General features: G+C 54.0%; 23 protein-coding genes, 1 pseudogene and 1 riboswitch. Of the genes and pseudogenes, 10 read left to right on the forward strand and 14 right to left on the reverse strand.

The features are described from left to right. Window positions 1-82: 82 nt before the first annotated feature. Entirely contained in the window at window positions 83-1021 is a 939-nt protein-coding gene (locus BMX45_RS17325) for an aldo/keto reductase family protein (RefSeq protein WP_090910756.1), read from the reverse strand. A gap of 160 nt (window positions 1022-1181) precedes the next feature. Between BMX45_RS17325 and BMX45_RS17330 the strand changes: the two genes are divergently transcribed. Next, window positions 1182-1520, forward strand: a complete 339-nt coding sequence (locus BMX45_RS17330) for a winged helix-turn-helix transcriptional regulator (protein ID WP_009594357.1) — start codon at window positions 1182-1184, stop codon at window positions 1518-1520. A 142-nt stretch (window positions 1521-1662) separates the two neighbouring features. Here the strand turns inward: BMX45_RS17330 and BMX45_RS17335 are convergent, their stop codons facing one another. Next, a complete protein-coding gene (locus tag BMX45_RS17335; RefSeq protein ID WP_090910757.1) occupies window positions 1663-2427 on the reverse strand; it encodes a MerR family transcriptional regulator in 765 nt (254 codons plus the stop codon). A 183-nt stretch (window positions 2428-2610) separates the two neighbouring features. On the opposite strand from BMX45_RS17335, the gene BMX45_RS17340 reads away from it, so the two are divergent. Beyond that, window positions 2611-3567 (forward strand): LCP family protein, encoded by a 957-nt coding sequence (locus tag BMX45_RS17340; RefSeq protein WP_090910793.1) that lies wholly within the window; start codon window positions 2611-2613, stop codon window positions 3565-3567. 45 nt (window positions 3568-3612) lie between these two features. Here BMX45_RS17340 and BMX45_RS17345 read toward each other — a convergent pair whose 3' ends face one another. Then, the gene (locus BMX45_RS17345) at window positions 3613-4392 is read right to left on the reverse strand and encodes a helix-turn-helix transcriptional regulator (RefSeq protein ID WP_090910758.1); all 780 of its coding nucleotides are present in this window, start codon (window positions 4390-4392) and stop codon (window positions 3613-3615) included. Between the two features lie 174 nt (window positions 4393-4566). Between BMX45_RS17345 and pyk the strand changes: the two genes are divergently transcribed. Beyond that, window positions 4567-5982: a pyruvate kinase gene (gene pyk / locus BMX45_RS17350; RefSeq protein ID WP_090910759.1), complete on the forward strand. Its 1416-nt coding sequence runs from the start codon at window positions 4567-4569 to the stop codon at window positions 5980-5982. 145 nt (window positions 5983-6127) lie between these two features. Then, the gene (locus BMX45_RS17355) at window positions 6128-7339 is read left to right on the forward strand and encodes an L-dopachrome tautomerase-related protein (RefSeq protein WP_090910760.1); all 1212 of its coding nucleotides are present in this window, start codon (window positions 6128-6130) and stop codon (window positions 7337-7339) included. A 62-nt stretch (window positions 7340-7401) separates the two neighbouring features. On the opposite strand, the gene BMX45_RS17360 is transcribed toward BMX45_RS17355, so the two are convergent. From BMX45_RS17360 to msrA, 5 genes are all read right to left on the reverse strand, one after another. Then, a complete protein-coding gene (locus BMX45_RS17360) occupies window positions 7402-9297 on the reverse strand; it encodes a cyclic nucleotide-binding domain-containing protein (protein WP_254778113.1) in 1896 nt (631 codons plus the stop codon). Window positions 9298-9354: 57 nt separating this feature from the next. Beyond that, a complete protein-coding gene (locus tag BMX45_RS17365) occupies window positions 9355-9969 on the reverse strand; it encodes a hypothetical protein (RefSeq protein ID WP_090910762.1) in 615 nt (204 codons plus the stop codon). A 306-nt stretch (window positions 9970-10275) separates the two neighbouring features. After that, a complete protein-coding gene (locus BMX45_RS17370; RefSeq protein ID WP_090910763.1) occupies window positions 10276-11238 on the reverse strand; it encodes a phosphotransferase enzyme family protein in 963 nt (320 codons plus the stop codon). 220 nt (window positions 11239-11458) lie between these two features. Then, complete coding sequence (locus tag BMX45_RS31355) at window positions 11459-11626, reverse strand: hypothetical protein (RefSeq protein ID WP_175495129.1); 168 nt, start codon at window positions 11624-11626, stop codon at window positions 11459-11461. A 21-nt stretch (window positions 11627-11647) separates the two neighbouring features. After that, window positions 11648-12613 (reverse strand): peptide-methionine (S)-S-oxide reductase MsrA, encoded by a 966-nt coding sequence (gene msrA, locus BMX45_RS17375; protein WP_090910764.1) that lies wholly within the window; start codon window positions 12611-12613, stop codon window positions 11648-11650. A 315-nt stretch (window positions 12614-12928) separates the two neighbouring features. On the opposite strand from msrA, the gene BMX45_RS17385 reads away from it, so the two are divergent. Both BMX45_RS17385 and BMX45_RS17390 read left to right on the forward strand, forming a co-directional pair. Continuing rightward, a complete protein-coding gene (locus BMX45_RS17385) occupies window positions 12929-13501 on the forward strand; it encodes a PadR family transcriptional regulator (RefSeq protein WP_090910766.1) in 573 nt (190 codons plus the stop codon). Then, entirely contained in the window at window positions 13485-14465 is a 981-nt protein-coding gene (locus BMX45_RS17390) for a BtrH N-terminal domain-containing protein (protein ID WP_090910767.1), read from the forward strand. Before BMX45_RS17385 ends, BMX45_RS17390 begins: the two co-directional genes overlap by 17 nt. A gap of 131 nt (window positions 14466-14596) precedes the next feature. Here BMX45_RS17390 and BMX45_RS17395 read toward each other — a convergent pair. From BMX45_RS17395 to tenA, 5 genes and pseudogenes are all read right to left on the reverse strand, one after another. After that, window positions 14597-15688, reverse strand: a pseudogene (locus tag BMX45_RS17395) (fructose PTS transporter subunit IIA); the annotation flags it as partial. A gap of 80 nt (window positions 15689-15768) precedes the next feature. Further along, a complete protein-coding gene (gene thiE / locus BMX45_RS17400) occupies window positions 15769-16425 on the reverse strand; it encodes a thiamine phosphate synthase (RefSeq protein WP_090910768.1) in 657 nt (218 codons plus the stop codon). Continuing rightward, complete coding sequence (gene thiD / locus BMX45_RS17405) at window positions 16422-17423, reverse strand: bifunctional hydroxymethylpyrimidine kinase/phosphomethylpyrimidine kinase (protein ID WP_090910769.1); 1002 nt, start codon at window positions 17421-17423, stop codon at window positions 16422-16424. The genes thiE and thiD overlap by 4 nt, the downstream gene beginning before the upstream one ends. Then, a complete protein-coding gene (gene thiM / locus BMX45_RS17410) occupies window positions 17420-18262 on the reverse strand; it encodes a hydroxyethylthiazole kinase (RefSeq protein ID WP_090910770.1) in 843 nt (280 codons plus the stop codon). The genes thiD and thiM overlap by 4 nt, the downstream gene beginning before the upstream one ends. Before the next feature lie 57 nt (window positions 18263-18319). Further along, on the reverse strand, window positions 18320-19006 hold the full coding sequence (tenA, locus tag BMX45_RS17415) for a thiaminase II (protein WP_090910771.1): 687 nt from the start codon (window positions 19004-19006) through the stop codon (window positions 18320-18322). Between the two features lie 140 nt (window positions 19007-19146). Then, a riboswitch (TPP riboswitch) is annotated at window positions 19147-19250 on the reverse strand. Window positions 19251-19513: 263 nt separating this feature from the next. On the opposite strand from tenA, the gene BMX45_RS17420 reads away from it, so the two are divergent. After that, window positions 19514-20014, forward strand: a complete 501-nt coding sequence (locus BMX45_RS17420) for a VOC family protein (RefSeq protein WP_090910772.1) — start codon at window positions 19514-19516, stop codon at window positions 20012-20014. Window positions 20015-21097: 1083 nt separating this feature from the next. Here BMX45_RS17420 and BMX45_RS17425 read toward each other — a convergent pair. Beyond that, window positions 21098-22123, reverse strand: coding sequence for an ABC transporter substrate-binding protein (locus tag BMX45_RS17425; protein ID WP_090910773.1), 1026 nt, complete (start codon window positions 22121-22123; stop codon window positions 21098-21100). 197 nt (window positions 22124-22320) lie between these two features. On the opposite strand from BMX45_RS17425, the gene BMX45_RS17430 reads away from it, so the two are divergent. Genes BMX45_RS17430 through BMX45_RS17440 form a run of 3 tightly spaced genes read left to right on the forward strand, consistent with a single transcriptional unit; the run spans window position 22321 to window position 25242 of the window. Then, window positions 22321-23304, forward strand: coding sequence for a FecCD family ABC transporter permease (locus BMX45_RS17430; protein ID WP_090910774.1), 984 nt, complete (start codon window positions 22321-22323; stop codon window positions 23302-23304). Continuing rightward, window positions 23301-24347: a FecCD family ABC transporter permease gene (locus BMX45_RS17435; RefSeq protein WP_090910775.1), complete on the forward strand. Its 1047-nt coding sequence runs from the start codon at window positions 23301-23303 to the stop codon at window positions 24345-24347. Before BMX45_RS17430 ends, BMX45_RS17435 begins: the two co-directional genes overlap by 4 nt. A gap of 22 nt (window positions 24348-24369) precedes the next feature. Continuing rightward, on the forward strand, window positions 24370-25242 hold the full coding sequence (locus tag BMX45_RS17440) for an ABC transporter ATP-binding protein (protein ID WP_090910776.1): 873 nt from the start codon (window positions 24370-24372) through the stop codon (window positions 25240-25242). Window positions 25243-25640: the final 398 nt, after the last annotated feature.

The raw sequence follows: 25640 nt of genomic DNA on the forward strand, positions 1-25640 counted from the left end.
AAATATTTCTACCTGCCCTCGGGTTCTCTTATTCCCAAGGGTCCATGCGGTAAACGTTTCAGTTCTTAGTCGATTTGCTTCCCTATTTCAGAATTTCCTCGATGCGAGTCTGAACGTCTTCGCTAAGCTCGATACCGGATGCCTTCGCATTCTCGGTTACCTGCTCCGGTCGGCTTGCGCCGACCAGTGCGCTGGCTACGTTCTGCTGACGCAGAATCCACGCAAGCGCCAGATTGCCCACGGACACCTCAAGCTCAGCCGCAATCTTCTCCAGCTCGCGGACCTTCGCGATTTTCTCCTCGGTAATGCCTTTGCGCATCCATTCCAGCTTCGCGGCTCGGCTGTCAGCCGGAATATCGGAGGCAGAGGTATATTTCCCCGTCAGCAGGCCTTGTGCCAGCGGGGAGAATACGACTTGCCCAATGCCGGAGCGCTCGCTGAGCGGAATGATTTCCTTTTCAATATAACGTTCAAACATATTGTAGATCGGTTGATTGACCACGATGCGGTCGAGGAGGTAACGATCCGCTACCGTCAATGCCTCCGCAATTTGCGAAGCCTGCCACTCGCTGACGCCGACATAGAGCACCTTGCCCTGGCGAACAAGGTCGTCGATCGCGCGAAGCGTCTCGTCCAGCGGCGTTTCCGGATCATGGCGGTGGCAGTAGAAAATATCCACGTAATCATGGCCAAGGCGCTTCAAGCTGGCATGCGCCTGCTCCATGATGTGCTTGCGGGACAAGCCCCGGTCGTTCGGGCCGTCGCCCATCGGCCAGAAGGCCTTCGTGGCCAGCACGTACGATTCGCGCGGGTACGCTTTCAAGGTTTCGCCTACCAATACTTCGGCTGCGCCCTTCTCGTAAACATTCGCTGTATCAAAGAAGTTAATGCCCAGATCATAAGCCGTTTTAATCGCGTTAACCGCATTCTCGCGTTCAACGTAACCTCCGTATGTAAGCCAGCTTCCCAAGCTGACCTCACTGACCTTGAGACCTGTGCGTCCTAATCTTCTGTATTTCATGGAAAATCCTCCTTCAATAGATTAACTTGGATGCTACATGAACTATTCTAAAGGAGTTCCTATTCCCACGGAAGAAGTGAAATGTTCTTCACTATATTATAGGAAGGATAGCTGATATACTGGAGTATAGTTAATAGAATACCGGAAGGAGCCTATGGTTATGGGAAATAAAGCGAGCAGTTACATACCGAAAACTCCCGAACATATCGAATGCAATATCGAAAAAACGCTGCTGGTCCTAGGGGGGAAGTGGGCTTTTCTCGTCATCCGCGAGCTCTTTGGAGGCACGAAACGATTTGGCGAGCTGCAGCGGCAAATCCCGAATGTCAGCCCGCGGGCGCTGACCACGACGCTTCGCCACTTGGAAGAACAGGGCGTGCTGGAGCGCGAAGTATTCCCTACCGTTCCGGTTACGGTGGAATACACCCTGACGCCGAAGGGCATGGACCTGCACGTCATCTGCAAGGAAATGAAGCTGTGGGCGGCAAGGTGGACTTGAGTTCAAGATAACCCGGATACCCTTCTGACTAACAAGCCGGGCCCGGGAATCAGCTCAAAAATAAAAGCAGCGGCGGATTCCGTTTAACGGGAACCGCCGCTGTTTTATTAAAAGCTTGCTATATTTAGATTGTAGATTACAGTTAATCGTTATTGTTTTGAGTCAAATTCGCATACGCCTCTGCAGCAGCATGCAGATAATAAGCCAGCCCCGTCTGCTGCTCTTCCAGCATCCGAAGATGGAATTCATCGTTCAGGAAAAACTTCGTTTGCCCCGCAAAATCGGCAGCGGTAAAGGCGTGGCCCTGCTCGTTCAAATATTGAAGATGCTTCCGGATCGAATCCCGAACACGCTCATCATCGTGCCTGATTCCCGTTATCAGCGCATTAGCCATGCCGGCCATAAAGCCTGCCGCTTCCTTCGCCTGCTCGTTCATATTGGGAACATCCATCGGTGCAACGTCAAGCAAATCCACATCGTACTGCTCCTTCAGATGTTGATTCTGCTCAGTCAAAGCATCCTTCCACTCTTCTTCGCTATCAAAACCTTTGAACAATTCTTCCGGCTCCATGCGTTTTCCCTCCCCAACGTATTCTATGGACTGCCTCAACGTCTGCAGAATGCGCTCCAGCCGATTCCACCGGGCCAGGAGCAGCTTCTCCTGCTCCGTGAGAATGGAAAGCCGATCCTGCGTATCCTCCATCAGCTCTTTAATTTGTTCCAACGGAAAATCCATCTCCCTGAAGAACCGGATTTGCTGCAAGCGCTCCAGTTCCGCTGCGCCGTACAAGCGATACCCCGCATCGCTGATCTTAGCAGGCCGCAGGAGCCCGATTTTGTGATAATGATGCAGCGTCTTGATGGTTACCCCTGACAGTTCCGAAACCTCTTTTACCGTGTACAGCATGCTGTTCCCTCCTTCGATCTACAGTCTAAGGCCTCCCCTTGGAGGAGAGTCAACATGATCATGGATCCGGATCTGTCGAATCTCCGGAACCGCTTTTCTCAAGAAAATATGATTTTTACTCATTATTTTGCTAGAATGGTCCATTATGCACTCAGTTCAACAGAAAGGATGTTAAAGGAAACGATGAAAAGGAAATGGTTCAAATACGCCATGCTCTTATTATCCGTTGGAATCTTGGGGATTATCTCGTACTATACCTACGCTATCATACAATTCTCAAACCAAATCTCGACCGCTTCGAATCCGGTGAAGCCAACGGGCAGCACGGGGGCCGCACAGGAAGAGGTTATTGAAATTCCGAAGTGGGAGGGCAAAGAACGCGTCAATATTCTTCTGATCGGAGGAGACTCCCGGGGAGACGATGCCGGAAGATCCGATACCATGCTGGTGGCCTCCATCGATCCCGTTACGAAAAGCGCCCATTTGTTCTCAATTTTGCGTGACACCTACGTGGACATCCCCGGTCATGGCAAAGGAAGGCTGAATTCGGCTTTTGCTTACGGTGGCATCGAGCTGACCAGACAGACCATCAGCGATTTGTTGGACCTGCCCATACATAAATATGTTTACACCGATTTTGTCGGATTCATCGCCCTGGTCGACGCCATCGGCGGGGTCGATATTGAAGTAGAGAAAGACATGTATTACACAAGCAAAGCCGACAAGCATATGTACGACATCGATTTAAAACAAGGGCTGCAGCACCTCGACGGCAAAATGGCGCTGCAGTATGTCCGGTTCCGGCACGATGCGAGGTCCGACTTTGCCCGTACCGAAAGACAACGGATTCTCATGACGGAAGTCGCCAAGAAAATGCAGACCACGAGCTCGCTCATCAAGCTGCCCGGCATCCTGGATTCGATCGCGCCTTATATCGAGACGGACTTAAGCCCGAAGGAAATGCTGAAGCTGATGGCGCTCGGGTTTGACGTGAACCTGGACAAAGTCGATCAGCAGCAGATCCCGCCGTTCTCGCTGTTGACTAACGAGAAGGTCGGACGGGCCCAGGTGCTCGGCGTGGATAAAAACAAATTGCGGCAGTACGTAAAGGAATTGTTCGAAAGCGATGCCGCTGAATAAAGCCGGCAAGCAAACGAAAGAGGGCGTATGCCCTCTTTTTTTCGGCTAGACCGTCCGCGGACGCTCATGCAGCAGCTCCGACGGAGCGCTGCCTGTGAACCGCTTATAGATTCTGTAGAAGTAGGAGAGATCCTGATAGCCGAGAAATACCGCAATCTCCTGTACCGTCAGCTGCGATTCCGTCAGCAAATACGCTGCGCGTTTCATCCGCTGGGCGTGCACGTACTGGCTGATCGTCTGTCCCGTGACGCTCTTGAAGAGCGCCGCAGCATAATTGGGCGTTTTGCCGATGGCATCGCCGAGCTCCTCTTTCGTTATTCTCTCCCGGTAATGCCGCTCAATGTAAGATTTCATCCGTTCCGCATGCAAGTGCTTCTCGGGCGTGATAACGCCCCGATCCAGCTCTCGGCTGATATAAATCAACACTTCTGTCAACAATGCTTCTATCATCATTGCATAATAAGACGGGCGCTCCCGCCACTGCTGGTGGATCGCCTTCAAACGTTCGTGGATCAATTCGTAACAGCCCGGCTTATGCTTCAACGCTTCTTCCCGTTCAAGCGCGGATAAAGCCGCGGACGGCTCTCCCGTCCATTGAACGACCATTTGCGTGTGCGTCACGGTAGGGATGCTTTTGCCGTAATACGGAACGCCGGCCGGAATAAGCAGCAGCTCCCCCTTCTCCATAATCTGCTTATCTCCATTCACCCAATATACGCATTTTCCATAGGTAGCCACGGTTAGCCGCCATGCACTCTTCCTATGGTCTGCTTCCTCATACCAATCGACGCCGCTAATTTGCCGAACTTCAACCGGAGTGACCATAATCCCACCTCATTTGCATTACTATAATCCATTCATTGTACTATAGTTCATATCATGATTCGACAAGACAGGCTACAATGTGATCATCAGGGTAGTTCATGAGCTTTACATTTCTAGAAGCCCGAGTGCTGCAAAATGCCGCAGGGTGCAAATACAAAGGAGGAACAACCAACCATGCTTAAGACAAAAATCATCTGTACGATGGGGCCGGCATGCGATTCCATCGAGGTGTTGAAAAATATGATTCAGGAGGGAATGACGGTCGCCCGATTGAATATGGCACATGGCGAGCCGGAGGATCACGTGGCACGGATTCGGAATGTTCGTCAGGCCGCATCCGAATTAAACACGTATGTCCCGATCATGATGGACATTAAAGGTCCCGAAGTCCGGATCGGCAAGCTGAAAGAGGCTTCCTGCCTTCTGAAACCGGGTGAGGAGCTGATCCTGACGACCGAAGAAATTCTGGGAGACGCCCAGCGCATCTCGGTCAATTATGCCGAGCTGAATCTAGTCGTGAAACCGGGAGACCGCATCTTGATCGATGACGGTCTCGTAGACCTGAACGTCATTCGCGTCGACGGACCGGACATTCTTTGCAAAATCGTCAGCGGCGGCGTGCTCAAATCGCGCAAAGGCGTCAACCTGCCCGGCATCAAAACGACGCTGCCCGGCGTCACCGAGCGTGATGTCATGCATATCGGCTTCGGACTGGACAACGACATTGAGATCATTGCCGCTTCTTTCGTGCGCCATGGCGACAACATCCGCGAAATCCGCAGCATCCTGAAGGAACGCGGCGCGGAGCATGTGCAGATCATCTCCAAGATCGAAAACGGAGAGGGCATGGAGAACCTGGACGACATCATTGAAGCCTCCGATGGAATCATGGTTGCCCGCGGCGACCTTGGCGTCGAAGTGCCAATCGAAGAAGTGCCGATGATGCAGAAAGAAATGATCGATAAATGCAATCTGGCAGGCAAGCCGGTTATCGTGGCAACGCATATGCTGGAATCGATGCAGGTCAATCCCCGCCCTACCCGTTCCGAGGTGAGCGACGTGGCTAACGCTGTGATCCAGGGCGCAGACGTGGTCATGCTGTCCGGAGAATCCGCCGCTGGCAAATATCCGGTGGAATCCGTGCGTACGATGGCGGCAGTCGCCCGCCGTGCCGAGACCATGATCGATTATAAGGACCAGTTCGCTTTCAAATCCAGACAACAAGTAGCCGATATTACCGAGGTCATCAGCCAAGGCGCGGTCAGCTCTTCCCTGGTGTTGAATGCCAAAGCCATCATTACGTCAACGGAGAGCGGATTTACGGCGCGGATGATTTCGAAATATCGTCCGGAAGCACCGATCATCGCCGTCACGCAGCATGAAGAAGTGCTGGCCAAAATCTGCCTGCTCTCCGGCGTCATCCCGGTAAAAGGCGACAAGGTTACCACAACGGACGAAATGTTCGAGTCCGCGACCCGCAACGCCATCAAGACAGGCTACATCGAAAAAGGCGACATAATCGTATTGTCTGCCGGCGTGCCGATCGGTCAATCCGGCAACACGAATCTGATTAAGGTTCTGCAAGTGTAACGAAACACACAACAAGACCTCTCCGATGATTTAAGCAGCGCCAATCCGACCCTCTGGGCATATAACGAACTTAGAGGAATAAGCTCGTAAGGAAGGCGCTGCCCGTTTCGGGTGAACCGAACACGTTACCGGAGGTCTTGCCAGAATGTATATACCTTATCATCCTATGGGGATGCAGCAGACTGCCCTTCCCCATGCAAGGAAAGCTCATCACCCAACAAGTCCTTACCAAATGCTGTTCCACTGGAACCGCTTGGACTGGAACTTTCCGAATGCTGCGATGAAGCAGCGATTCGAGCTGCATCAACATTGGAAGCACTGCATGCCTGCAGGCGTCAAAGTGGATCGCCAGGGGCGCTTCTATGTTTCGGTTCCGCGCTGGGCGGAAGGCGTTCCCGCCACGCTCAACACCATCGTGATGGTGAACGGCAAGCCGGTGCTGAATGCTTTTCCAAGCTGGGAGTGGAATACGCCGGGAGATGTGCGTGTGCTGCAATCCGTCCTGGGTTACGAGATCGATGAACATAACCGGATGTGGATTCTGGATCAAGGAAAAATCGCGTATAACACCTCGCCCGAAGGCTCGCAAAAGCTGGTCATATGGGACCTGAGCGCAAACCGTCTGATCGACTCCATCGTCATCCCGGATGATATTGCACCGCCCCGGACGTCGTTCCTGAACGATATCGTGGTGGATAACCGAAACGGTTATGCTTATATCACCGATTCGGGCTCCGGCTGGCCCGATCACGAGGTATACGGCGGCATCATCGTCTACCATATGAGAACGAAGAGATTCCGCCGGATCCTGGACAGCCATTACAGCACGCAGGACATGCCAAGGTTCCGGTTCGAGATCGATACGGAGCCGGTCTACCGCAACAAGCCGGTCCGGATCGGGGCGGACGGCATCGCCCTGGCGGCGGATCGCGAAACGCTCTTCTACTGCCAGGTAACCGGACGCAATCTGTATGCGATCGATACGGGGCTGCTGCGTAATTTCGATACCCCCGATCCGCTCATTCGGAATGCCGTTCAAGCTCTGGGCAGCAAAGGAACGACGACCGACGGCATGCATGCCGACAATCAAGGCCATGTCTTCTACACCATGCTGGAAGGCAAAGGCATCGGTTATTATTCGCCCTGCACGCGCTCATTTCACAAGCTGCTGTCCGATGACCGAATGCTATGGGTGGACGGGGTGGCTTTCGATCAGCGCGGCTCGATCATCTTCAACAACAACCGCCTGCACCGCATGTTCGAGGAGCCGCAGAACATCGACTGGGACGATCCTTACAATCTGATTATATGGAGAGCCTACATCGGTCGGAATGTGAAGTCGTATTTATACGGTTGACGGTTATGAAAAAAGGGTTAGGCAGTTCGGGCTATCAAGCCCTCTGCCTAACCCTTTTCGTATTATAACTGCAATGCCTGGCCGCAGCGGCCGCAGTACCGCGTCCCTGCAGGCGACACGGTGCCGCAACCCTCGCAGGTTAAAGACGGCGGGGCGGTGCCCGGTCCTTCGGAACCGCTGCGCTTCGAATCGGATCCGACCGCTTGCCGGAGCCGTTCCTCTACCTGCTGGGCGGGATTGACGGCCCGATGCATCGCCCTTTCCTCCTTCGTGCCTTGTCGAATGAGCGAAAAGAGCAGCGCGATGCCGATGCCCCCGACCATGACCATGCCGACCATTTTCCACATGCCCGCCGCATAAGGATAGTCCCAAGCCGCATGCAGCAGAATGCTGATCAGCAGCAGGGCAGCCATCCTCAGGAGCCGATGCGCGGTCGAGCCCCGTTTGGCGGATCTCCCCAGGCCATACCACAGTCCGGCTGCGGCAATGGCCGTCCAGGTGCCGTGCCCGAACGGGGACAGCAGCGCCCGGACCCACAGCACAGCCAGCATCCCCGAAGTCGCATGCTGCTGCAGATACATGAAGCCGTACAGAATGCTCTCAACCGCGGCAAAGCCCATGCCTGCCGCAGCTCCGAATACTACGGCATCCATCAGGAAACGCTGCTTGCGGCCGCGGAGGAAGAAGAAGCATACGAGCAGCTTGGCAATTTCTTCGATAACGCCGATCAGAAGCGATGCATGCACATGCTCGATGGTCGTTGTCTCCAGGCCGCTTCCGACGGACCAGAAGCGTTCCAGCACCCACGCAACCGGCACGGCGATGATGCCGGAAGCCGCAAATACAGCTGCCAGCCGAATGGGCTTGAATCCGAGCAGCTGGGAGCTGCGCATATAAGCAACAAACGAAACCGGTCCAACGAATCCGCCGGATATCAAAGCGGCATATATCCAAACCGGCTGTTTCAGCCAAATGGCTAGCCCCGTGAACGCAACGAAAATGCCTCCGAGCGCCAGCAGCACATCCATCCAGCGATCTTTTTTGGGAGGGGCCGGAATGACGGCTTCCAGGGTCGCTGCAGCCTTGACTGCAGCTTCCGGTACCTGCTCCGCCTCCGTGAATTGCAGCTTCGCCGATACCTCTTCATTGAGAAGTTCGGGCCTGCGAATCCGCAGCACCTCATGAAATTGCCGCCTGACCGGTTCGTACTGCTGCAGGACAAAATGAAACTCATCCCGGCCCATCACCATCAGCTCGCCGTTCTCAAGCGCCGTCACCGTGCCCGTATGGGCTTCGCCGCTGAGCAGGTCCATCTCGCCGAAATAATCCCCTGGCTTATAGACCGCCTTCTTCCGGCGCCCGCTGCGCACTTCGAACCGTCCTTCGGCAATCATATAGAAACGGTCCGCCATGGCGCCTTCCGCGACAATGACGTCCCCTTTGTATACTTTTCGCCTGACCGTGACCTCGGCAAGACCGCGCAGCTCCGCGTTCGGAATCGCGGCCCAGATCGTCGCCTTGCTCAGCATCGCATGCATCGTGCGGATTCGGGCCGAGAACGACAGGCTCTCGTGAAACATCGGGCTTGCCGCGGCAAGCCGGCTGAACGCGTTCTGCTCCAGCCGCAATGCCGTTACTTCGCCGATCGCCTGGGCACCCGAAGTCCTTTTTTCCTCAAGAAACAGGGAGACCTCCCCGATCAATGCGCCTTCGCCCAGAACGTCCAGCGTCACCGTATGGCCGATCAGATTCCTCGATACGATCTGAACCTGCCCGCTCATGATGAAATAACAGGAATTGCCGTAGCTTCCCTCTACGATCAGCGGGTCCCCGTCATGAAACAGCTCCTCATGCATGGACTGGACGGCACCTTCCAATTCATGCTGCGGCACCCCGCGAAACAGCGTATGATTACGCAAAAACTCCATCGCCTTCGTCGTCATCTGCATTCTCTCCATAGACGAAAAGAATCCGCCCGACGGCAGATTCCTCTCTATTCATTATGTACGACTCTATTATCGCATATTTCCGATGATGCTGCTGCGTGATTCTTCCATTTTCTTAATAAAATTCGTCATGACGTCAAAGGCTTCATTGCGCTTGTTGGTCATCGACTGCAGGCGGAGCATGTCCATTTGCTGGGAGTTCGAAAGGCTGTCGATCGATCCCTTCAGCTTCTCCGTGGCTTGATTGAGCTCTTCGGCCGTGTATTCCTTCTTGGATGCATCTGCGATGCCTTCCGCTGCCAGCTTGCCGGCAAGATCGTCCGGTATCGAATATTTGCCGTCCACCGCTTCTCCGGTCAAGGCGCTGTTAATGCCTGCCATGGCATCGTTCTTCTTGGCGATTTCCTCGTTCCGTTTCTGCACGTCCTGAATCTGGTTGTTAAGCTGCTCATCCAGCATCTGAGTCCGCTGCTGCTGCACGACCATCAATGCGCTCTCAATATCCATGCTGGACAGGTCGATCTGTGCAACGGTGCCAATCCCGCCAATGGCATTGTTCGTTGCGCTTCCTCCCACGGCCTGCTTGACCGACTGGTAAGCCTGGTCGTTCATCATGATGCCCGTGCCAGCCACTACCCCGACCAGAAGAGACGCGGCCGTGGATAAAATCATTTTTCGATTCATTGTTTCAGCTCCATTCCTCTAATTCTTTATGCCTAGTACGAAAATCATAGCAAATGCCTGAACGGCGAACAAAGCAATATTTACCATTTCTCGACAATTTATATAAAATTGAAGGGATTTTTTTCGCTTCCGCCCGCTCTCTGCTTGCCCGATGCGACCCATGGGGATGATTTCGGCTGATGCCGCCTTGAAGCCACGACAAAAAACCACACCGTGCCCGATGTGGTTTTCCTGGTTCGATTAGCCCACTAAAGCCGTCCGGTTGCTAGCAGCCAGCATCCAAGCTGCGCGTCATGGCTCGTGCGGTTACCACGGTTCCCTGAACCCCTGTCTATCCTGCTCGCAATCGCGCAGCAGCTTCGTGCGAAGCCCCTCATACCAAGAGGGGACATCGGCCAACTCGCTGTCCTCCAGGGAACGCAGCACGCTGGCAAAACGGTACAAACGGCTGAATCTTTGAAATCTTGAAAACTCTGCCTCCAGCTCGTGATCCAGGCTTCGGATCGAGCGATACCCTTTCAGAAATGCCTGCTTATCATGCTCCGACTCGGTATCGGCAAGAGCCGTGACGATATCTGCCGCATACCAATGGTACATGGCATCGTCGAAATCGATCACGTGGAATGAACGTTCCTTCGCTTCATAAAAGATGTTATCCAGCTGGAAGTCATAGTGGATCAAGCCGTACGTCTGTCTCGACGCCGGCAGGAACTGCAGCCATAGACTGATCCGATGAAGTTCATCCATCGCATCCTGCTCCCCGGGATGCCGCCGCAGCACCTGATCGATCAAACGCAGGATGTCCTCGACGCTTCTTCGCCTTACGGCTCCAGGTTCATATCGGCTGGACAGCGTATGCAGCCTTGCGAGCGATTTCCCCCAGTCCCTGCATTGGGACGCGGTAGGGGTGCCATGTAATGCAATCCCTCCGGCGGCGCTAAAGACGACGCCGTGATACTGCCCCTCCGGTACCTGAATCGTCTCGATCCATTTCCCGTTCACGGAAGAAATCGGCGCGACGCAAGGGTACTCGTGCTTAAGCAAATACTGCATGAATTCCAGCTCGGCCGCCAGCTGCTGGGCCGTATGTTCTTCCTCAAAATTAAACCGGAGGAAAAAGCGCTCTCCATTGCAGTTAAACACATATACGAAGTTGGAGCTGGCCTGCCAAAACTTCAGCGTTCCCTCGTCAAACTCCCAGTTGCGGATCAGCTCGCGGGCGGCCTTGTCACCAGCAAGTCCGCGAACCATCGTCGTTAACTTCATCATTTGCTCTTTTTCCTCCCCCTACAGCATGAGAGGACTTAAACCTCGACTTATCCTAAGGAACAAGGCCTCTCATCTGTATCCCATTGTGAATATGAATCGTATTCAACAACGTCACTCCTTTCCGCACATGGACGCAAAAATGGGTCTTGCCCAATCCTATTCTAACGGAGGCGCCAGCCATGCGGGTGGGAGAGAACGGGTATAGGTGAAGTTTACGGCACTATCCTTCTCCCCCGCCTTCTTCCTTGGATAATCTTTTGAATGCGAACGCCAGAATCAGGCTCATGGCGATATACATCAACACTTTGGAAGCTGGGCTATACGGGGAGAGCAGTATCCCTGCCAGAAAAAACAAATTCACTGCAAGGTACAGCAGTTTGATTATCATAAGATGACCTCCATCCGTTCCCTACTCAAACAGCCCGGCGAATTCCCCGTAGCCTTCCCGGACCAGCGCTTCCTCCGGTATAAAACGCAGCGCCGCGGAGTTTACCTGATAATGCAGGCCGCCCGGCTGGGGCCCGTCATGATACAGATGTCCCAGGTAAGAGCCGGACAATCTGCCGTAGAGCGCGGTGCGTACCTTGCCGCCGCGGAGATCCCCCTTTTTGCTGATATATCCTTCGTGCAGCGGCTTCCTAAAAGCCGGCAATCCCGTACCCGCATCATATTGATCGGTCGAGCTGAATAGAGGGTCGCCGTTCACCACGTCCGCGTAAATTCCCCGGCTTGCTTGATTCCAATACGGATTATCGTAGGCAGGCTCGTCCAAGCCTTCTTGCGTCACCGCGTATTGGATTGCGGTAAGACGCCTGCGCAGCTCATCCTCATCCTCTTTCCGCCTCCAATGCCGCTTCGCAAAAGAATCCCGGCCCGAACCCTCATAATATCGGTTATAGTCATACCGGTGGGTATTATAGTAGTTCTGATGGACATCCTCCGCGGGATAAAAGGGACCCGCCGGCAGGATCGGCGTCACGATCTTCCCCTTGAACCGGCCGCTAAGCTGAAGGCTGCGCTTGGAGGCTTCCGCATGCTCGCGCTGCGCTTCGTCATGCACGAAAATCGCCGACCGGTAAGACGCCCCGCGGTCCATGAACTGGCCTTCCGCATCCGTTGGATCAATCAAGCGCCAATAGATGTCCAGCAGCCGTGAGTATGGAAACACATCCGGATTAAACCGGATTTGCACGGCCTCGTAATGCCCCGTCGTTTCCGTTCCTACTTCTTCGTAGGTCGGATTCTCCGTATGGCCGCCCGTGTAGCCGGAAACCAGGGAATGGATGCCGGGCAGCTCGTCAAACGGCTTCACCATGCACCAGAAACAACCGCCGGCAAATGTTGCCAATGAGGTCTTGCCGCTTCCATGCCTCAAGGCTATCGCTCCTTTCATCCACCGTTGTCTGTTTCATGATGATATTAGTGTAGCCTTGAGGACGCAATGACAGCAAGTTTCATAAGATTTAATTGGAGTGTAATCGACGATTTCTCCTCCAAGATCGAGTCAGGAATGAGAAAGCGCCCGCTTAGGCGTTCTTCGGAAGCACTGACCTTGAACTCGACATGCGACATAAAAAGCCAACCGTCTCCTGGCTGGCCATACGAGCCTGTCATGATTGCCGTTATTGATCTTTTTATTTCACTAGTGTTATATTTCATATGTGAAATATTAAAGACAAGGGGGTCCTTCATGCACCCTATTTCAAACGTCGAATTCATGCTGATGCAAATGATCGCAGAATGTCGTCAAGCTTCGGGGTACGATATCAAGAAGTTAGTCGACCAACGAGGCTATCGGGAATGGGCTAACATCGGCACGACTTCAATCTACGTAGGGCTGAAGAAACTGAGCGATAAAGGATGGATTGCATCCGAGGAATCCGACGAAAAATCCGGCAAGGGACCCATGCCGACCCGGTTTGCCCTCACCGAAGCCGGTATGGTCAAACTGAAAGATGAAATCCTTGACAGTCTTTCGTCAGCACGGGAGCGCGACAACCGCTTCGATCTCGGTTTGGCCGCTTTGCCTCTTATCGGGAAAGACATGGCCATAGCTGCCTTGCGGAAGCGGTCGGATTTTCTTCAAGAGGTTTCAGAAGGCATAAAGCAAAAATTCGAATCCCAAGGCGGTATTCGATTGCCGCTGAACGTAAGGGCGCTGTTCTTGCATCCGATCAGCCTAATGGAGAGTGAGCAAGCGTTCGTTGCCAGTCTAATTAATGAATTGTCGAAGGAGACCAGGGAAGATGACCACATTCATTGAAGGTTTCGTTCCTTATCAAGGCGAACATTGCGAAACGACCACCATGGGCAATTTAATGCAATTTGCGGGAGTCCGGCTATCGGAGCCGATGCTGTTCGGACTCGGACAAGGGCTCGGATTCATTTATTGGGACTCGAAGGGAATGGATTTTCCGTTCATCGGAGGAAGGGTGAAAGTGGATAAGTTGACGGCCAACCTCGCCGACAGGCTGGGTTTAACCGTTAATGTTCAAGAAACGTCGTCCGTCGATAAAGCGTGGCGGAACGTACGGAGCTGCATCGAACGCGGAATTCCGGTTGGGCTGAAATTGGATTCCTATTACTTGGATTATTTCACGAACAAAGTGCACTTTGCCGGTCACTATGCGGTCCTATACGGCGTGGATGACGAATATGCCTATATGGCAGATACCAGACAACAAGGCGGGCTGGTGAAGACGCGTTTGACAAGCTTGGCATCAGCCAGAAACGCAAAAGGAGCCATGAGTTCCCGAAATCGCTCTTTTACGCTCGAGCCAATCGACGCCTTACCGCCGCTCGTTCCCGCATTACGCGAATCCTTGACCAAAAATGCGCATGACTATTTGAACCCGCCCATTCGCAATATCGGGAATAAAGGCATTGTAAAAATGAGCAAAGAGATTCTGAAGTGGCCTTCCCGCAGCAACCATTTCGAACATGATTTATGCCTGACCGCATTGCTGATGGAGCGTGCGGGAACCGGCGGTGCCTTGTTTCGAAATCTGTATCGGGATTACTTGAAGGACTGCGCCGATCGGTTGGAAGACCCGAGAATCGAACAAGCCCACCTTTTGTTTACGGAGATCGCGCCAATGTGGGCCAGTGTCTCCGCATCGATCGACCGTGCGGGAAGATCAGGTAACCACCAGGAGCTGCAGCAGGCGTCCACTCTCTTGCTCGAGATTGCGGACAAAGAACGCGCCGCCATGGAGTTATTGTTGTAAAAGCGATTGGCATGCTGCCGGCTGACAAGCAAATTCGTGGATTTGCAGAAAGTAAGCCGAGAAACGTACAAAACCAGCCCCGCTCATTTCTGTGCGGGGCTGGTCTAGGTGAATTCACTCAGCGTCTTGAATTAATGCACCTGATCGAGCAATCGATAGGCCTCTTCCTTGGTTGTCACCGCCAAGAGCGCTTCCCTGAAATCATCGTCCATCAGCTTTCGTGACAACATTTGCAGCACTTTCAAATGCGCATTCTGTTTACTATTACGCGGCACGGCAATCATAAAGATCAGTTTGGCTTCGCTCCCGTCCAGACTCTTCCAGTCGACGCCATCCTGCTGGATACCAAAAACCACGCTTGGTTTCAGGACAGCATCCGATTTACCGTGAGGAATCGCAATATTCATGCCGATGCCGGTGGAGCTTTCTTGTTCCCGGGCTAATATGGCCTGTTTAAAATCTCCGTCAGCTCTGATCGCCCCATTCCGCTCCAATACACCGATCATTTCGTCGATAACAGCATCCTGGGTTGTTCCCGTCAGATTCAGGTTAATAAGATTCATTGTTACAATATCTGTCAATTTCTCGACGCGGATAGCAGGTGCTTCGGTTGCTGTACCGTTATGGGTCACGGTTGAAGTCACTTCCGCTGGGTCCACAGCCACGGGTGCATCCGCGTCTGCTGTCGACGATTCACCTGCTCCGGCAGGATCCTCTATCGCTTCTGGTCCTTCTCCAACAACTGCCGGTGTCACAGCTGCAACATCTTTCTTGAGCAGGCTCACCATGATAACCGATACGGCTGCGCCGCCTATGACAGCGAGGAAGAACATCAAAACATTATCAACGGCACCGAGTACGGCTACAATCGGACCGCCATGGGCTACGCTGTCACCGACACTGCCCAACATGGCAATCACCGAACCCGTCATGGAACCGACCATGATACTCGGAATGACGCGCAGAGGATCTTGTGCCGCGAATGGAATCGCTCCTTCGGTAATACCGAACAATCCCATCGTAAATGTTGCTTTTCCAGCTTCACGTTCCGCAGGTGTAAACTTCCTTTTGTTCATCATGGCCGCCAGTCCCATGGCAATCGGAGGAACACAGATGGCAACGGCAATTTGGCCCATAATTTCATAGTTGCCTTCACCGATCATGGCCGAGCCGAACAGGAACGCAACCTTATTCACGGGACCGCCCATGTCAAAAGAAATCATGAGTGTCGAAAAATTTCGACACTCTTTTTTTATAGTAAGTTCTATTAATTGTAAAAATCCTTTCTCATGAAAACATCCAACTACCTGAAGCACTTATCTACAATAGCCTCCACTACCTCCCTCGCCGACTCCGCTCCCGTCACGGCGGATATCACCGCGACGCCATCCGCACCCGCTCCAATCACTTCCTCCACGCGCTCCACGGTAATCCCGCCAATCCCAACGATTGGCAGATGGATTCCAGCTTCGCGAAGCTCACGGAGAATTGCCGGGCCTTGCGCAGTTCTGGCATCATCCTTCGAGCGGGTCGGATAGATCGGCCCGATCCCAAGATAATCGGCGCCGTGGAGAATCGCGCGCCGCGCTTCTTCCACCGTGTGGGCGGAAACGCCGAGAATCCGGTTGCCGATCCGCTCGCGGACGGAAGCCGCGGATTCGTCGTCCTGGCCGACGTGCACGCCGTCGGCGTCCAGCTTCAGTGCCAGCTCCACATCGTCATTGACGATGAAGGGTACGCCCGCTTGGCGGCACTGATCCTGGATCCGGCGAGCCAGCCGAATCATCGGCTCCCCGGCGAGTGCTGCTTGTCCCTTTTCACGGAACTGGACCATGGTTGTGCCTCCAGCCAGCGCTTCCTGCACGACCAAGCTTGGCTCGACGCTGCAGTTCACGCTGCCAAGCACGAGGTACATCTGCAGATGCCGTCTCATGATCTCGGGTGCCACTCTGCCCGTCATCGCAGCACCTCCTGACGGCGGCGATTGTATGCCCAATGATTGGTCGGGCCCTGTCCCTGCCCCAGGTTCAATCCGTCCTCAATGGCCGCTTGGATAAATAAGCGCCCGCTCTGAATCGCATCGTATACGCTCAAGCCTTGAGCCAGGCCTGCGGTAATGGCCGCTGAGAAAGTACAGCCGGTACCGTGCGTATGAACAGTATGAATTCGTTTGCCATATAATTCTGTGAAGGCCGTACCATCGTATGCGAGGTCGATGACCGGATGACTTTCGGGATTAGCGTCATCGTTGGAAAAGAGCGAACGGCCCCCCCTATACTCCCCAGCAGGCATGGCAGTTCTCGTTTGACCGTACGTCTTTTCGAACTGAGGCAACTCTTCCTGCTGCATACCCGCCGCTATAGCTGGCCCCCTATCTCTTTCGTGATCTTTACCGCTGCCAAGCACGCCCTCGTCATGCCCGCCTTTGATCACAACCATCTTTGGCCCCAGATCATGAATGCGTCTCGCCGCTTCGTTGCGATCGTTCATCGTGCGGATACGCATCCCCGCCAATACTTCGGCCTCCGGTATATTGGGGGTGACAATCATCGCCAGCGGCAGCAAATCTTCTCTTAAAGCCTGCACCGCTTCGCTTTGCAGCAGCTCCGCTCCGCCCTTGGCGATCATCACGGGATCGACAACGACCTTCCCCCAGCCGAATGCCCGAATCCGGTCAGCAACCAGCCTAATAATCTCGGCGTTGAACAGCATGCCCGTCTTCAATGCATCTATCCCGAGGTCCGAGCCAACCGCTTCAATCTGCTCCGCAGTTGCTTCTGGCGGCAGCGGATATACGCCGTGAACCCCCAAGGTATTCTGCACCGTGATCGCGGTAATCGCCGACATGCCGTACACGCCGAGTTCCTGGAAGGTTTTCAGATCGGCCTGAATGCCGGCGCCGCCGCCGCTGTCAGACCCGGCAATCGTCAGGGCACGGGGTATGCGAGCCTCGCTCATCGTGTGCCTCCGGCAGCCGCCGCTCCCGCTTCCAGTACAGCGGCATACCCTTCCAGCGATCCTGGATGAAGCTTCGCCAGCTCGTCCAGGAAAGCGATCTGGAAGCTTCCCGGTCCCAGATCTGCCGTTTGCTCAGCAGCTTTCGCCGCCGCGGCCCCATAGAAGGCCAGACCCGCCGTACCTGCAAGCAGCAGGTTCGCTTCCACCGCGGCAAAGGCACCCAGCACCGAGGTCAGCAGGCAGCCTGCGCCGGTTACCTTCGTAAGCAGCGCATCCCCTCCAGCAATGATGCGCACTTCCGTTCCATCGGTAATCACGTCCTCTTCACCGGTAATGGCCACGATCGTGCCTAACTCGCGCGCAGCCCGCACGGCCAGCTCGGCATGATTGCTGCCTGCACTATTGCCTGCGTCTACGCCCTTGATCTCGCGGACCTCCCCGATAAGGTGAGCGACTTCAGCCGCATTTCCGCGCACGAGCGAAACCTTCACCTCGCTTAGGATCCGCAGCGCCGACTCCGTCCGAAAACGGGTTGCTCCCGCGCCGACCGGGTCCAGCAGCACCGGCACGCCATGGGCATTCGCCGATTGTCCCGCGATCATCATCGCATCCACCAGCTCGCGGTTCAGCGTGCCGATGTTCAATACGAGCGCGCCCGCGATGGCGGCCATATCCGCCACTTCCTCCGGCGCGTAAGCCATGACCGGCGACGCGCCCAGCGCGTACAAGCCGTTAGCCGTAAAATTCGTAACCACCACGTTCGTCATATTGTGAACGAGGGGGCTCGTCTGCTGTACCTTCGTTAAAAGCGCCGAAACCTCTTTTTCCCATGAACGCATTTTATATCAGCCTCTCTTCGCTATAATGGAATTCCATGTGCTTGTGAACATCGCTCTTTACAGCACCGCAGCCTCCAGCTGCACCGGCCACTCCTCCTGCTTATAAGCCATGTCCCAGAACAGATACTCCAGCTGGCAGCTCAGCATAAAATGCTCCCTCATCCGTTCCCGCTCGGCTGCCGTCGCACGCTCCGCCCATGCATCGACACGGTCGCGGAATTTGGCTGTTGCGTCTTCCCCCCGGTTTCCGTAAAAAGAAATCCAGTCGTAAAACGGATGGGAGGCATCCGGCTTCACTTCATTCAACAGCTTGCGGCCAATCTCCAGGTACGTCCATGGGCACGGCAGCAGCACGCCCATAATCTCGCCCAAACTACCCTCATGTGCTACAGTCAGCATATGACGGATGTAATGATGCGCGGACGGAGCCAGCGGATATCCTTGCAGCTCTTCATAGGTCACCCCGGCGGCTGCGCAAAAATTCTGATGCGGGTGCACCTCGCTGTGCAGAATGAATGAAATCTGTTCGTTAAAGGCTGCGATCTCTTCCCGGCTGGTCGATTTGGATATGGCTATTCCGTAAATCCGCATGTAGGCATTCAAATACTCAAAATCCTGCTTCACATAGTGAATCAGCTGTTCCCGCTCCAGATTCCCCTCGGCAATGCCTTTTACGAAGGGATGATCGAAGATTGCTTGAAAAATGCCTCCCGCCTGCTGACGGAGCGTTTGCGTGAAACTCATGTTTGTCCCCACCTCCAACATATTGAAGAGCAGGAAGTCCGTAAGACACGACTTTTCAGACAACGCTAAAAAGCCGCCCCGAAAACTGGAGCGGCTTCGTCAACAAGCCCGGGTACGCCAAAAAGCGCACCGAGACCTCATGTTCGAAGGCTCCACTTTCCTACGCTAGTACGAACTAGATCAGGTTCAAAGGGTCCAAGATACGCTCTTGTCTCAGCCGCCAACGGCTCCCCTAGTGGACTTCCTATTCTTTTGTTTAATACTGTACATAGGATTGCGGGTGGTGTCAAACGTTAACAGTTTGTGGACGGAACCTCAAGCTCGAAACCTTCCTCCGACCGCGTGATTGTGACGATGTACGGTGGCGGCTGTCTTTTCGCAAGATAAAAACGCAGGCTACCCAAACTCATTCCGGAAACACTGACGCTCGGCTGTCATATATGCCCCCGCATAATGAGTGCATAAACACAATTCAAATAAATGAAATTTAAAGGAGCGAGCGTATTTATGACAAACCAACCGAAAGCGGTTAAACCCATTCCGGATGGCTACACCTCCGTGACGCCGTGGATCATCTCAAGAAACTCCGCAGCGCTGATCGAATTCCTCAAAAAGGCTTTTCGGGCCGAAGAGATAGCCCGCGTCTATGTTGGCGATGGTGTCATCGGCCATGCCGAGGTGCGAATCGGAGATGCCGTCGTCATGATGTTTGACGCGAAGCCGGAATGGCCGGATAGCCCGGCATACCTCCGTTTGTATGTTGAGGATTGCGATGATGTGTATCGGCAAGCGCTGGCTGCAGGAGCGGTCTCCGTGACGGAGCCAACGAGCTTGTTCTTCGGCGATCGGGTGGGACGGGTACGGGACCCGTTCGGCAACTTATGGTGGGTACAGACACGAATGGAGGACCTCACTCCGGTCGAAATGGAACAGCGTGCCCAACACCCGGAATACATCAAAGCGATGACCTATGTTGCAGGGGCGGAGATCGTGGTGAAGATGCCGTAAAAAGTTGCCGTGAAGCGAGCGTTATTACAGGGAGGACATGGGTGGATTCGGTGTCCCAAGGGGATGCATGGATGGCTGCCGACCAAAACGAATGTAAAACCGCATAACTTAGAGTAGATAGCTGAGAGTACTGGTGGTCTTGGTGCTACTCCTGGTTTGGTGGGACCGCTCGTCTTGGTACTACTGCTTTATCTTGTTACTACTGATCTGTGCTACTACTGGTCTTGGTGCTACAGATCGAGGACAAGCGGACTGAGGATACGTTATTTAGCTGAATAGGCGTAATTTTTGAGAGCTAACGGACACTAGATACGTTATTCATAGAATCTGATCGCAAATAGGCACCTTTTTGAGGTAATAGGGGATCCTGTGTCCGTTAGATCTGAGAATCGGGGGTTAATCAGGATAATAAGGGAACTGGTGTCCGTTAACGAGTATCTTGGTGACTGCTGGTATTAAAATGCTACTACTGATCTTGATGCTACTACTGATCTTGATGCTACTACTGGTCTTGGTGCTACTTCTGGTCTTGGTGCTACTGCTCCAGGACTAACGGACAGAGGATACGTTATTTAGCCGAATGGGGGCCATTATCGATATTTAACGGACACCAGAGACGTTATTCATTGAATATGACGGCAAATAGGCCGATTATTGCGGTAATAAAGGATCCTGTGTCCGATAGCTCTAAGAATCGAGGGTTAATCAGGAAATAAGGGAACTGGTGTCCGCTAACATGTTGGGGACAACGGGAATATTGCCGCAGAACTAGTCGAGCGATTAGGCTGCCTGTGTGGCGATGCTGCTGGTACGCAGAGCTGCAGAACCGGCCAGCGATGCTGGCGCTGCAATCTAGACGTGAGAGTGTCGGTCGCCTTGTTGCTCTAGGACCTTCATGGACATAAGCTTCCACAGAATATGGAACCAACAAAGCGAGCAACAGCCAGCCACCCGAGTATCATTGCACAAAAAAAGGAGACCCCCTTAAGATCTCAGATCTTGAGGGATGCCTCCTTTATCCGCTTATTCCTAACATTATCCGCTATACGATAATACTAGCGTTCCCGCATCCATCTTCATTCTTTACTGAATGCCGTAAAACTCCTGGAGCTGGTCGATCATCAGGTTGGCCGCCAGGATGCCGCCCGCCGTATTCCAGATCGCGTCATCCACTTTGTGGGCTTGACCGTTCTTCACGACGTTCAGGTTCTTCCACAGCGGATCGTTGATCCATTCCTGCTCGGTTTGGTTGGCGCCGCCATCCCCTGTCTCATAAGTGAAGTAGAACAGTCTGTCGGCTTCCACCTCAGGCAGACGTTCCTTCGTAATCTCGTCCACGAAATCGTCCTTGGCGTTCTTGGTCATGTCGTTGCGGGCGATGCCGATTTTATCGAAAATAACGCCCGAGAACGTATTGGTGTGGTACACCCGGGTCTTGCCTGCCATGAAACGAACAACGGAGACGGTTTCGTCAAGCTTGCTGCCAGCCTTCTCTTTAAACTCCTGGATCCGCTTGTCGTAGGCAGCCAAAAGTTCTTCGCCTTCCGACACTTTGTTCAGCGCCTTGGCATACAATTCAAAATTGTTCTGCCACTCGCCGCGAAGATCCTCGGCAAAAACGGTCGGCGCGATTGCCTTCAGTTGCTCGTATACTTTCTCCTGACGCATCTTGTTGCCGATGATCAGGTCAGGCTGCAGACCAGCGATCAGTTCGATGTTCGGCTGGCTCTCTTCCCCGACAACGGTAACGCCTTCCATCTGGTCTTTAATATGCGGATACCATGGATCGCCCGTCCAGGATCTGACGGCACCTACCGGCTTCACGCCCAAGGCCAGAAGCGCCTCGGTTCCTTCGTTCGTGAGGACAACGACCTTTTGAGGCGTTCCTTTGATCGTTTCCGTCCCCATGGCATGCGTAACTTCATACGATTCGCCGCCGGCAGCAGCGCCGCTGTTGCCCTCTGCGGTATTCGTCGTGTCGCCGCCCGCGTTGCTTGTCCCTTCTTGCGCCGGGCTTGCTCCGCACCCCGCAAGAATTGCGATCATGATCAGAGCCAGCAAGCTAAACTTGAGGCCTCGTGCCCGTTTCTTTGCCATTCCTGTTCCCATTCCTATCTTAATCCCCCTTGTGTCATATCCCTCTATTTGAAAATCATTATCAATCACTGATTCAAAACTATAAAGGGTTTCGTGAAAAATATCAATATATTTGTGAGAATGATTATCAAGCTCATTGACAGATAACGTCCCTTCACCTAAAATTCATATGAACTTAATTATTCATGGACTTAAGAAAGTGAGTATATATGCGCGTATTCGGACTATTGATATCGCTATTGGCGCTGGCCGCTGCCGTCATGGGCAGCATCGCATTCGGAGTAACGAACATCCCTCTTCATCAGGCTTGGGAATCATTCACTCACTTTAACGGAAGCAACGAACATCTGATTATTCTCACGGCAAGGCTTCCTCGAGCACTCATTGCCGTCGCCGTGGGGGCATGCCTTGCGGTTGCGGGTGCGCTCATGCAGGTCATCACGCGCAATCCGATTGCATCGCCGAGTACGCTGGGCGTGAATTCCGGCGCGGCTTTCTTCATTATTCTGGCATCGGGCTGGCTCGGCATTGGCGGACTCCAGTCCCTTACCTGGGTCGCGTTGATCGGAGCCGCCGTCAGCGGCGGTATCGTATTCTTCCTCGGCAGCATCGGCAGGGACGGCATGACGCCGGTCAAAATCACCTTGGCGGGGGCTTCCATGGCCGCTTTCTTCCACTCCCTGACCCAAGGATTAATGCTCTCCGACGGCAAAATGTTCGATCAGGTGCTGGTCTGGCTGGTCGGTTCGGTAGCCGGACGTGATTTGAACCAGCTAACCGCCGTATGGCCGTACATGGCCGTTGGCATGCTGGCTGCGCTGCTGCTGGGACGGCATCTGAACGCCCTCTCCATGGGAGACGACATCGCCCAGAGCCTCGGGCAAAAAACCGCACTCATCAAGCTGTTAGCTGCTGCAGCCGTCATCCTGCTGGCCGGCGGCTCCGTAGCGGCGGCGGGACCCATCGCATTCGTAGGGATCATCATCCCTCATATCGTTCGGTATTTAATAGGAAATGATTATCGGTGGATACTACCTTACAGTGCGGTGTTTGGCGCACTCCTGCTGGTGACGGCCGATCTCGGCTCCAGATACATTGCCATGCCGAAGGAAGTCCCTGTCGGCGTGATGACCGCAATCATCGGAGTGCCGTTCTTCGTGTACATAGCCAGGAAAGGAAGGCGAGCACAATGAGTAAACACCGCATATTCCGTTCCCGGAACGCCAAAGTCTCGTTTATGCTGGAGCGAAGAACCCTATGGATGTGCCTGATCCTATTCGCGCTTTGCATTGCAACCATGATTATCAGCACGGGAACCGGCAGCCAGTTTGTTTCGCCGCTGCATGTCGTCAAAGCGTTATTCGGCGACGCTCCCCCGATGGAGCAGGTCATCGTCATGCAGCTAAGGCTGCCCCGTATTATCATTGCCGTGCTGATCGGCGCGGCTCTCGCGGTGGCGGGGGCGATTCTGCAAGGCGTCATCCGCAACCCGCTTGCTTCTCCGGATGTCATCGGCATTACGGAGGGAGCATCGCTGGGGGCGGTTCTCTTCATTTTCATATTTACGGGCGCCGTATCCATCCATTGGATGCCGCTCTTCGCCATTCTCGGCGCTTTTTTCATTACCGGACTGCTGTATGTGCTTGCCTGGAAAAATGGCGTATCGCCGTTGCGACTCGTCTTGATCGGAATCGGGGTATCGGCCGCGATCAAATCAATCTCCTATATGCTGATCATCTCCGGACCGCTGCAGCTGGCGGACCGTTCGCTTACCTTCATGGCGGGCAGCATTTACGGCATGTCCTGGGATAAGGACGTAATGACCTTGCTTCCTTGGGTTGCCGTTCTTCTTCCGCTAACCTGGCTGCAAGCCAGAAATGTGAATATCCAGGCCCTGGGAGACGACGTGGCCAGCAGCACGGGCGCGCAGGTTCAAAAGCAGCGGCTGATTCTGATCGGACTCAGCGTTGCTCTGGCCGGAGCGGCTATCTCGATCGGCGGCGCCATTGCTTTTATCGGATTAATGGCACCGCATATGGCCCGCAGGCTCGTGGGGCCCAACTTCGGAAGCGTGCTTCCGGTCAGCGCGCTGATCGGTGCGATTCTGCTGCTTGTCGCGGACCTGGTGGCACGGACGGCCTTTCTGCCGCGCGACGTGCCGGCAGGCGTATTCACCGCCGCGATCGGCGCGCCGTTCTTCCTCTACCTGCTGTATCGTAATCGCAATCGATTCTAGAACCGAAAGGAGTTAAAGCGTCATGAATACGCTGGAAGCAAAGGGATTGGGTCTGTCCTACGGGGGAGACTTTATATTCGAAAATCTGAATTTAACCGTGCCTATAGGTAAAATCACCGTGTTTATCGGCAGCAACGGCTGCGGCAAATCCACTTTGCTGCGCTCCATGGCCAGGCTGCTGAAGCCGCAGCGCGGCTCGGTCGTACTAAACGGGGCCGACATCGCAAGCTTGTCCACCAAAGACGTTGCGCGGAAGCTGGCCATTTTGCCTCAAGGGCCAACGGCTCCGGAAGGACTGACGGTCATGCAACTGGTGAAGCAAGGGCGCTATCCTTACCAGAGCTGGCTGCGCCAATGGTCGCGGGAAGATGAAGAAGCGGTCACAGCTGCTCTTGAATCCACGGGACTGACCGAGCTGGCTGATCGTACAGTTGACTCGCTGTCAGGCGGCCAGCGGCAGCGGGCCTGGATTGCGATGACGCTGGCGCAGGAAACGCCGCTCATTCTGCTGGACGAACCGACCACCTATCTGGATTTAACGCACCAGATCGAAGTGCTGGATCTGCTGTACGACTTAAACGCCAAAGAACAGCGGACCATCGTCATGGTGCTGCATGATATCAATCTGGCCTGCCGTTATGCCGACCATATCGTGGCCATCCGCGACGGGAGTATCAAGGCTGAAGGCAAACCGGGAGATATCATCAATTCCGACTTGATGCAGACCGTGTTCCAGCTCCCATGCGAAATTATTCCGGACCCCCTGTACGGGACTCCGATGTGCGTTCCGCGCGGGAAGGGCAAACACCGACCTTCGGCTGTCCAACCGAATACGGCAGAACCGAATCAGCCAACAACTACTCCGGCGCCCGCCCCTGAACTGGCAACGGTCTAGCATATACAAACATACAGCCGGCTTCGTTTTCGCGTTATGCGGGAAAGCCGGCTTTTCGTATTATCAGGTTAGCCAGAATCTTCTGGTTGGCCTTTTTTTGTGGTCGTTTTACGATGGGGGGAGCCGGGAGAACGTGGCGGCTTTAGGGGCAATGAACCCGTAATAAAAACTGTTCTCTCACGACCTCCAAAAGACCATGTTTGAGCTGGTAGGGGCGGTAGACCCCGCATCACAAGCGAAGCTATGGATTTGGAACCATCGTGAAAAGGCCGGTGAAATCAAGGAGAAGGAGTGAGGAAATGGAACCTGTTATTGGCGTGGATGTCGCTAAAGGTTCAAGTGTGGTACAGGCATTCCGGAAACGAAACGAGCCCTATGGAAAAGCTGTAGACATTGAG

Source organism: Paenibacillus sp. cl141a (assembly GCF_900109305.1).
Taxonomy (GTDB): Bacteria; Bacillota; Bacilli; order Paenibacillales; family Paenibacillaceae; genus Paenibacillus_AQ; species Paenibacillus_AQ lautus_A.

Excerpts from the sequence above, each read along its gene's own strand:
- BMX45_RS17325 (WP_090910756.1), bottom strand. The coding sequence starts at position 1,021 with ATGAAATACAGAAGATTAGGACGCACAGGTCTCAAGGTCAGTGAGGTC.
- BMX45_RS17330 (WP_009594357.1), top strand. The coding sequence starts at position 1,182 with ATGGGAAATAAAGCGAGCAGTTACATACCGAAAACTCCCGAACATATC.
- BMX45_RS17335 (WP_090910757.1), bottom strand. The coding sequence starts at position 2,427 with ATGCTGTACACGGTAAAAGAGGTTTCGGAACTGTCAGGGGTAACCATC.
- BMX45_RS17340 (WP_090910793.1), top strand. The coding sequence starts at position 2,611 with ATGAAAAGGAAATGGTTCAAATACGCCATGCTCTTATTATCCGTTGGA.
- BMX45_RS17345 (WP_090910758.1), bottom strand. The coding sequence starts at position 4,392 with ATGGTCACTCCGGTTGAAGTTCGGCAAATTAGCGGCGTCGATTGGTAT.
- pyk (WP_090910759.1), top strand. The coding sequence starts at position 4,567 with ATGCTTAAGACAAAAATCATCTGTACGATGGGGCCGGCATGCGATTCC.
- BMX45_RS17355 (WP_090910760.1), top strand. The coding sequence starts at position 6,128 with ATGTATATACCTTATCATCCTATGGGGATGCAGCAGACTGCCCTTCCC.
- BMX45_RS17360 (WP_254778113.1), bottom strand. The coding sequence starts at position 9,297 with ATGGAGAGAATGCAGATGACGACGAAGGCGATGGAGTTTTTGCGTAAT.
- BMX45_RS17365 (WP_090910762.1), bottom strand. The coding sequence starts at position 9,969 with ATGAATCGAAAAATGATTTTATCCACGGCCGCGTCTCTTCTGGTCGGG.
- BMX45_RS17370 (WP_090910763.1), bottom strand. The coding sequence starts at position 11,238 with ATGATGAAGTTAACGACGATGGTTCGCGGACTTGCTGGTGACAAGGCC.
- BMX45_RS31355 (WP_175495129.1), bottom strand. The coding sequence starts at position 11,626 with ATGATAATCAAACTGCTGTACCTTGCAGTGAATTTGTTTTTTCTGGCA.
- BMX45_RS17385 (WP_090910766.1), top strand. The coding sequence starts at position 12,929 with ATGCACCCTATTTCAAACGTCGAATTCATGCTGATGCAAATGATCGCA.
- BMX45_RS17390 (WP_090910767.1), top strand. The coding sequence starts at position 13,485 with ATGACCACATTCATTGAAGGTTTCGTTCCTTATCAAGGCGAACATTGC.
- thiE (WP_090910768.1), bottom strand. The coding sequence starts at position 16,425 with ATGACGGGCAGAGTGGCACCCGAGATCATGAGACGGCATCTGCAGATG.
- thiD (WP_090910769.1), bottom strand. The coding sequence starts at position 17,423 with ATGAGCGAGGCTCGCATACCCCGTGCCCTGACGATTGCCGGGTCTGAC.
- thiM (WP_090910770.1), bottom strand. The coding sequence starts at position 18,262 with ATGCGTTCATGGGAAAAAGAGGTTTCGGCGCTTTTAACGAAGGTACAG.
- tenA (WP_090910771.1), bottom strand. The coding sequence starts at position 19,006 with ATGAGTTTCACGCAAACGCTCCGTCAGCAGGCGGGAGGCATTTTTCAA.
- BMX45_RS17420 (WP_090910772.1), top strand. The coding sequence starts at position 19,514 with ATGACAAACCAACCGAAAGCGGTTAAACCCATTCCGGATGGCTACACC.
- BMX45_RS17425 (WP_090910773.1), bottom strand. The coding sequence starts at position 22,123 with ATGGGAACAGGAATGGCAAAGAAACGGGCACGAGGCCTCAAGTTTAGC.
- BMX45_RS17430 (WP_090910774.1), top strand. The coding sequence starts at position 22,321 with ATGCGCGTATTCGGACTATTGATATCGCTATTGGCGCTGGCCGCTGCC.
- BMX45_RS17435 (WP_090910775.1), top strand. The coding sequence starts at position 23,301 with ATGAGTAAACACCGCATATTCCGTTCCCGGAACGCCAAAGTCTCGTTT.
- BMX45_RS17440 (WP_090910776.1), top strand. The coding sequence starts at position 24,370 with ATGAATACGCTGGAAGCAAAGGGATTGGGTCTGTCCTACGGGGGAGAC.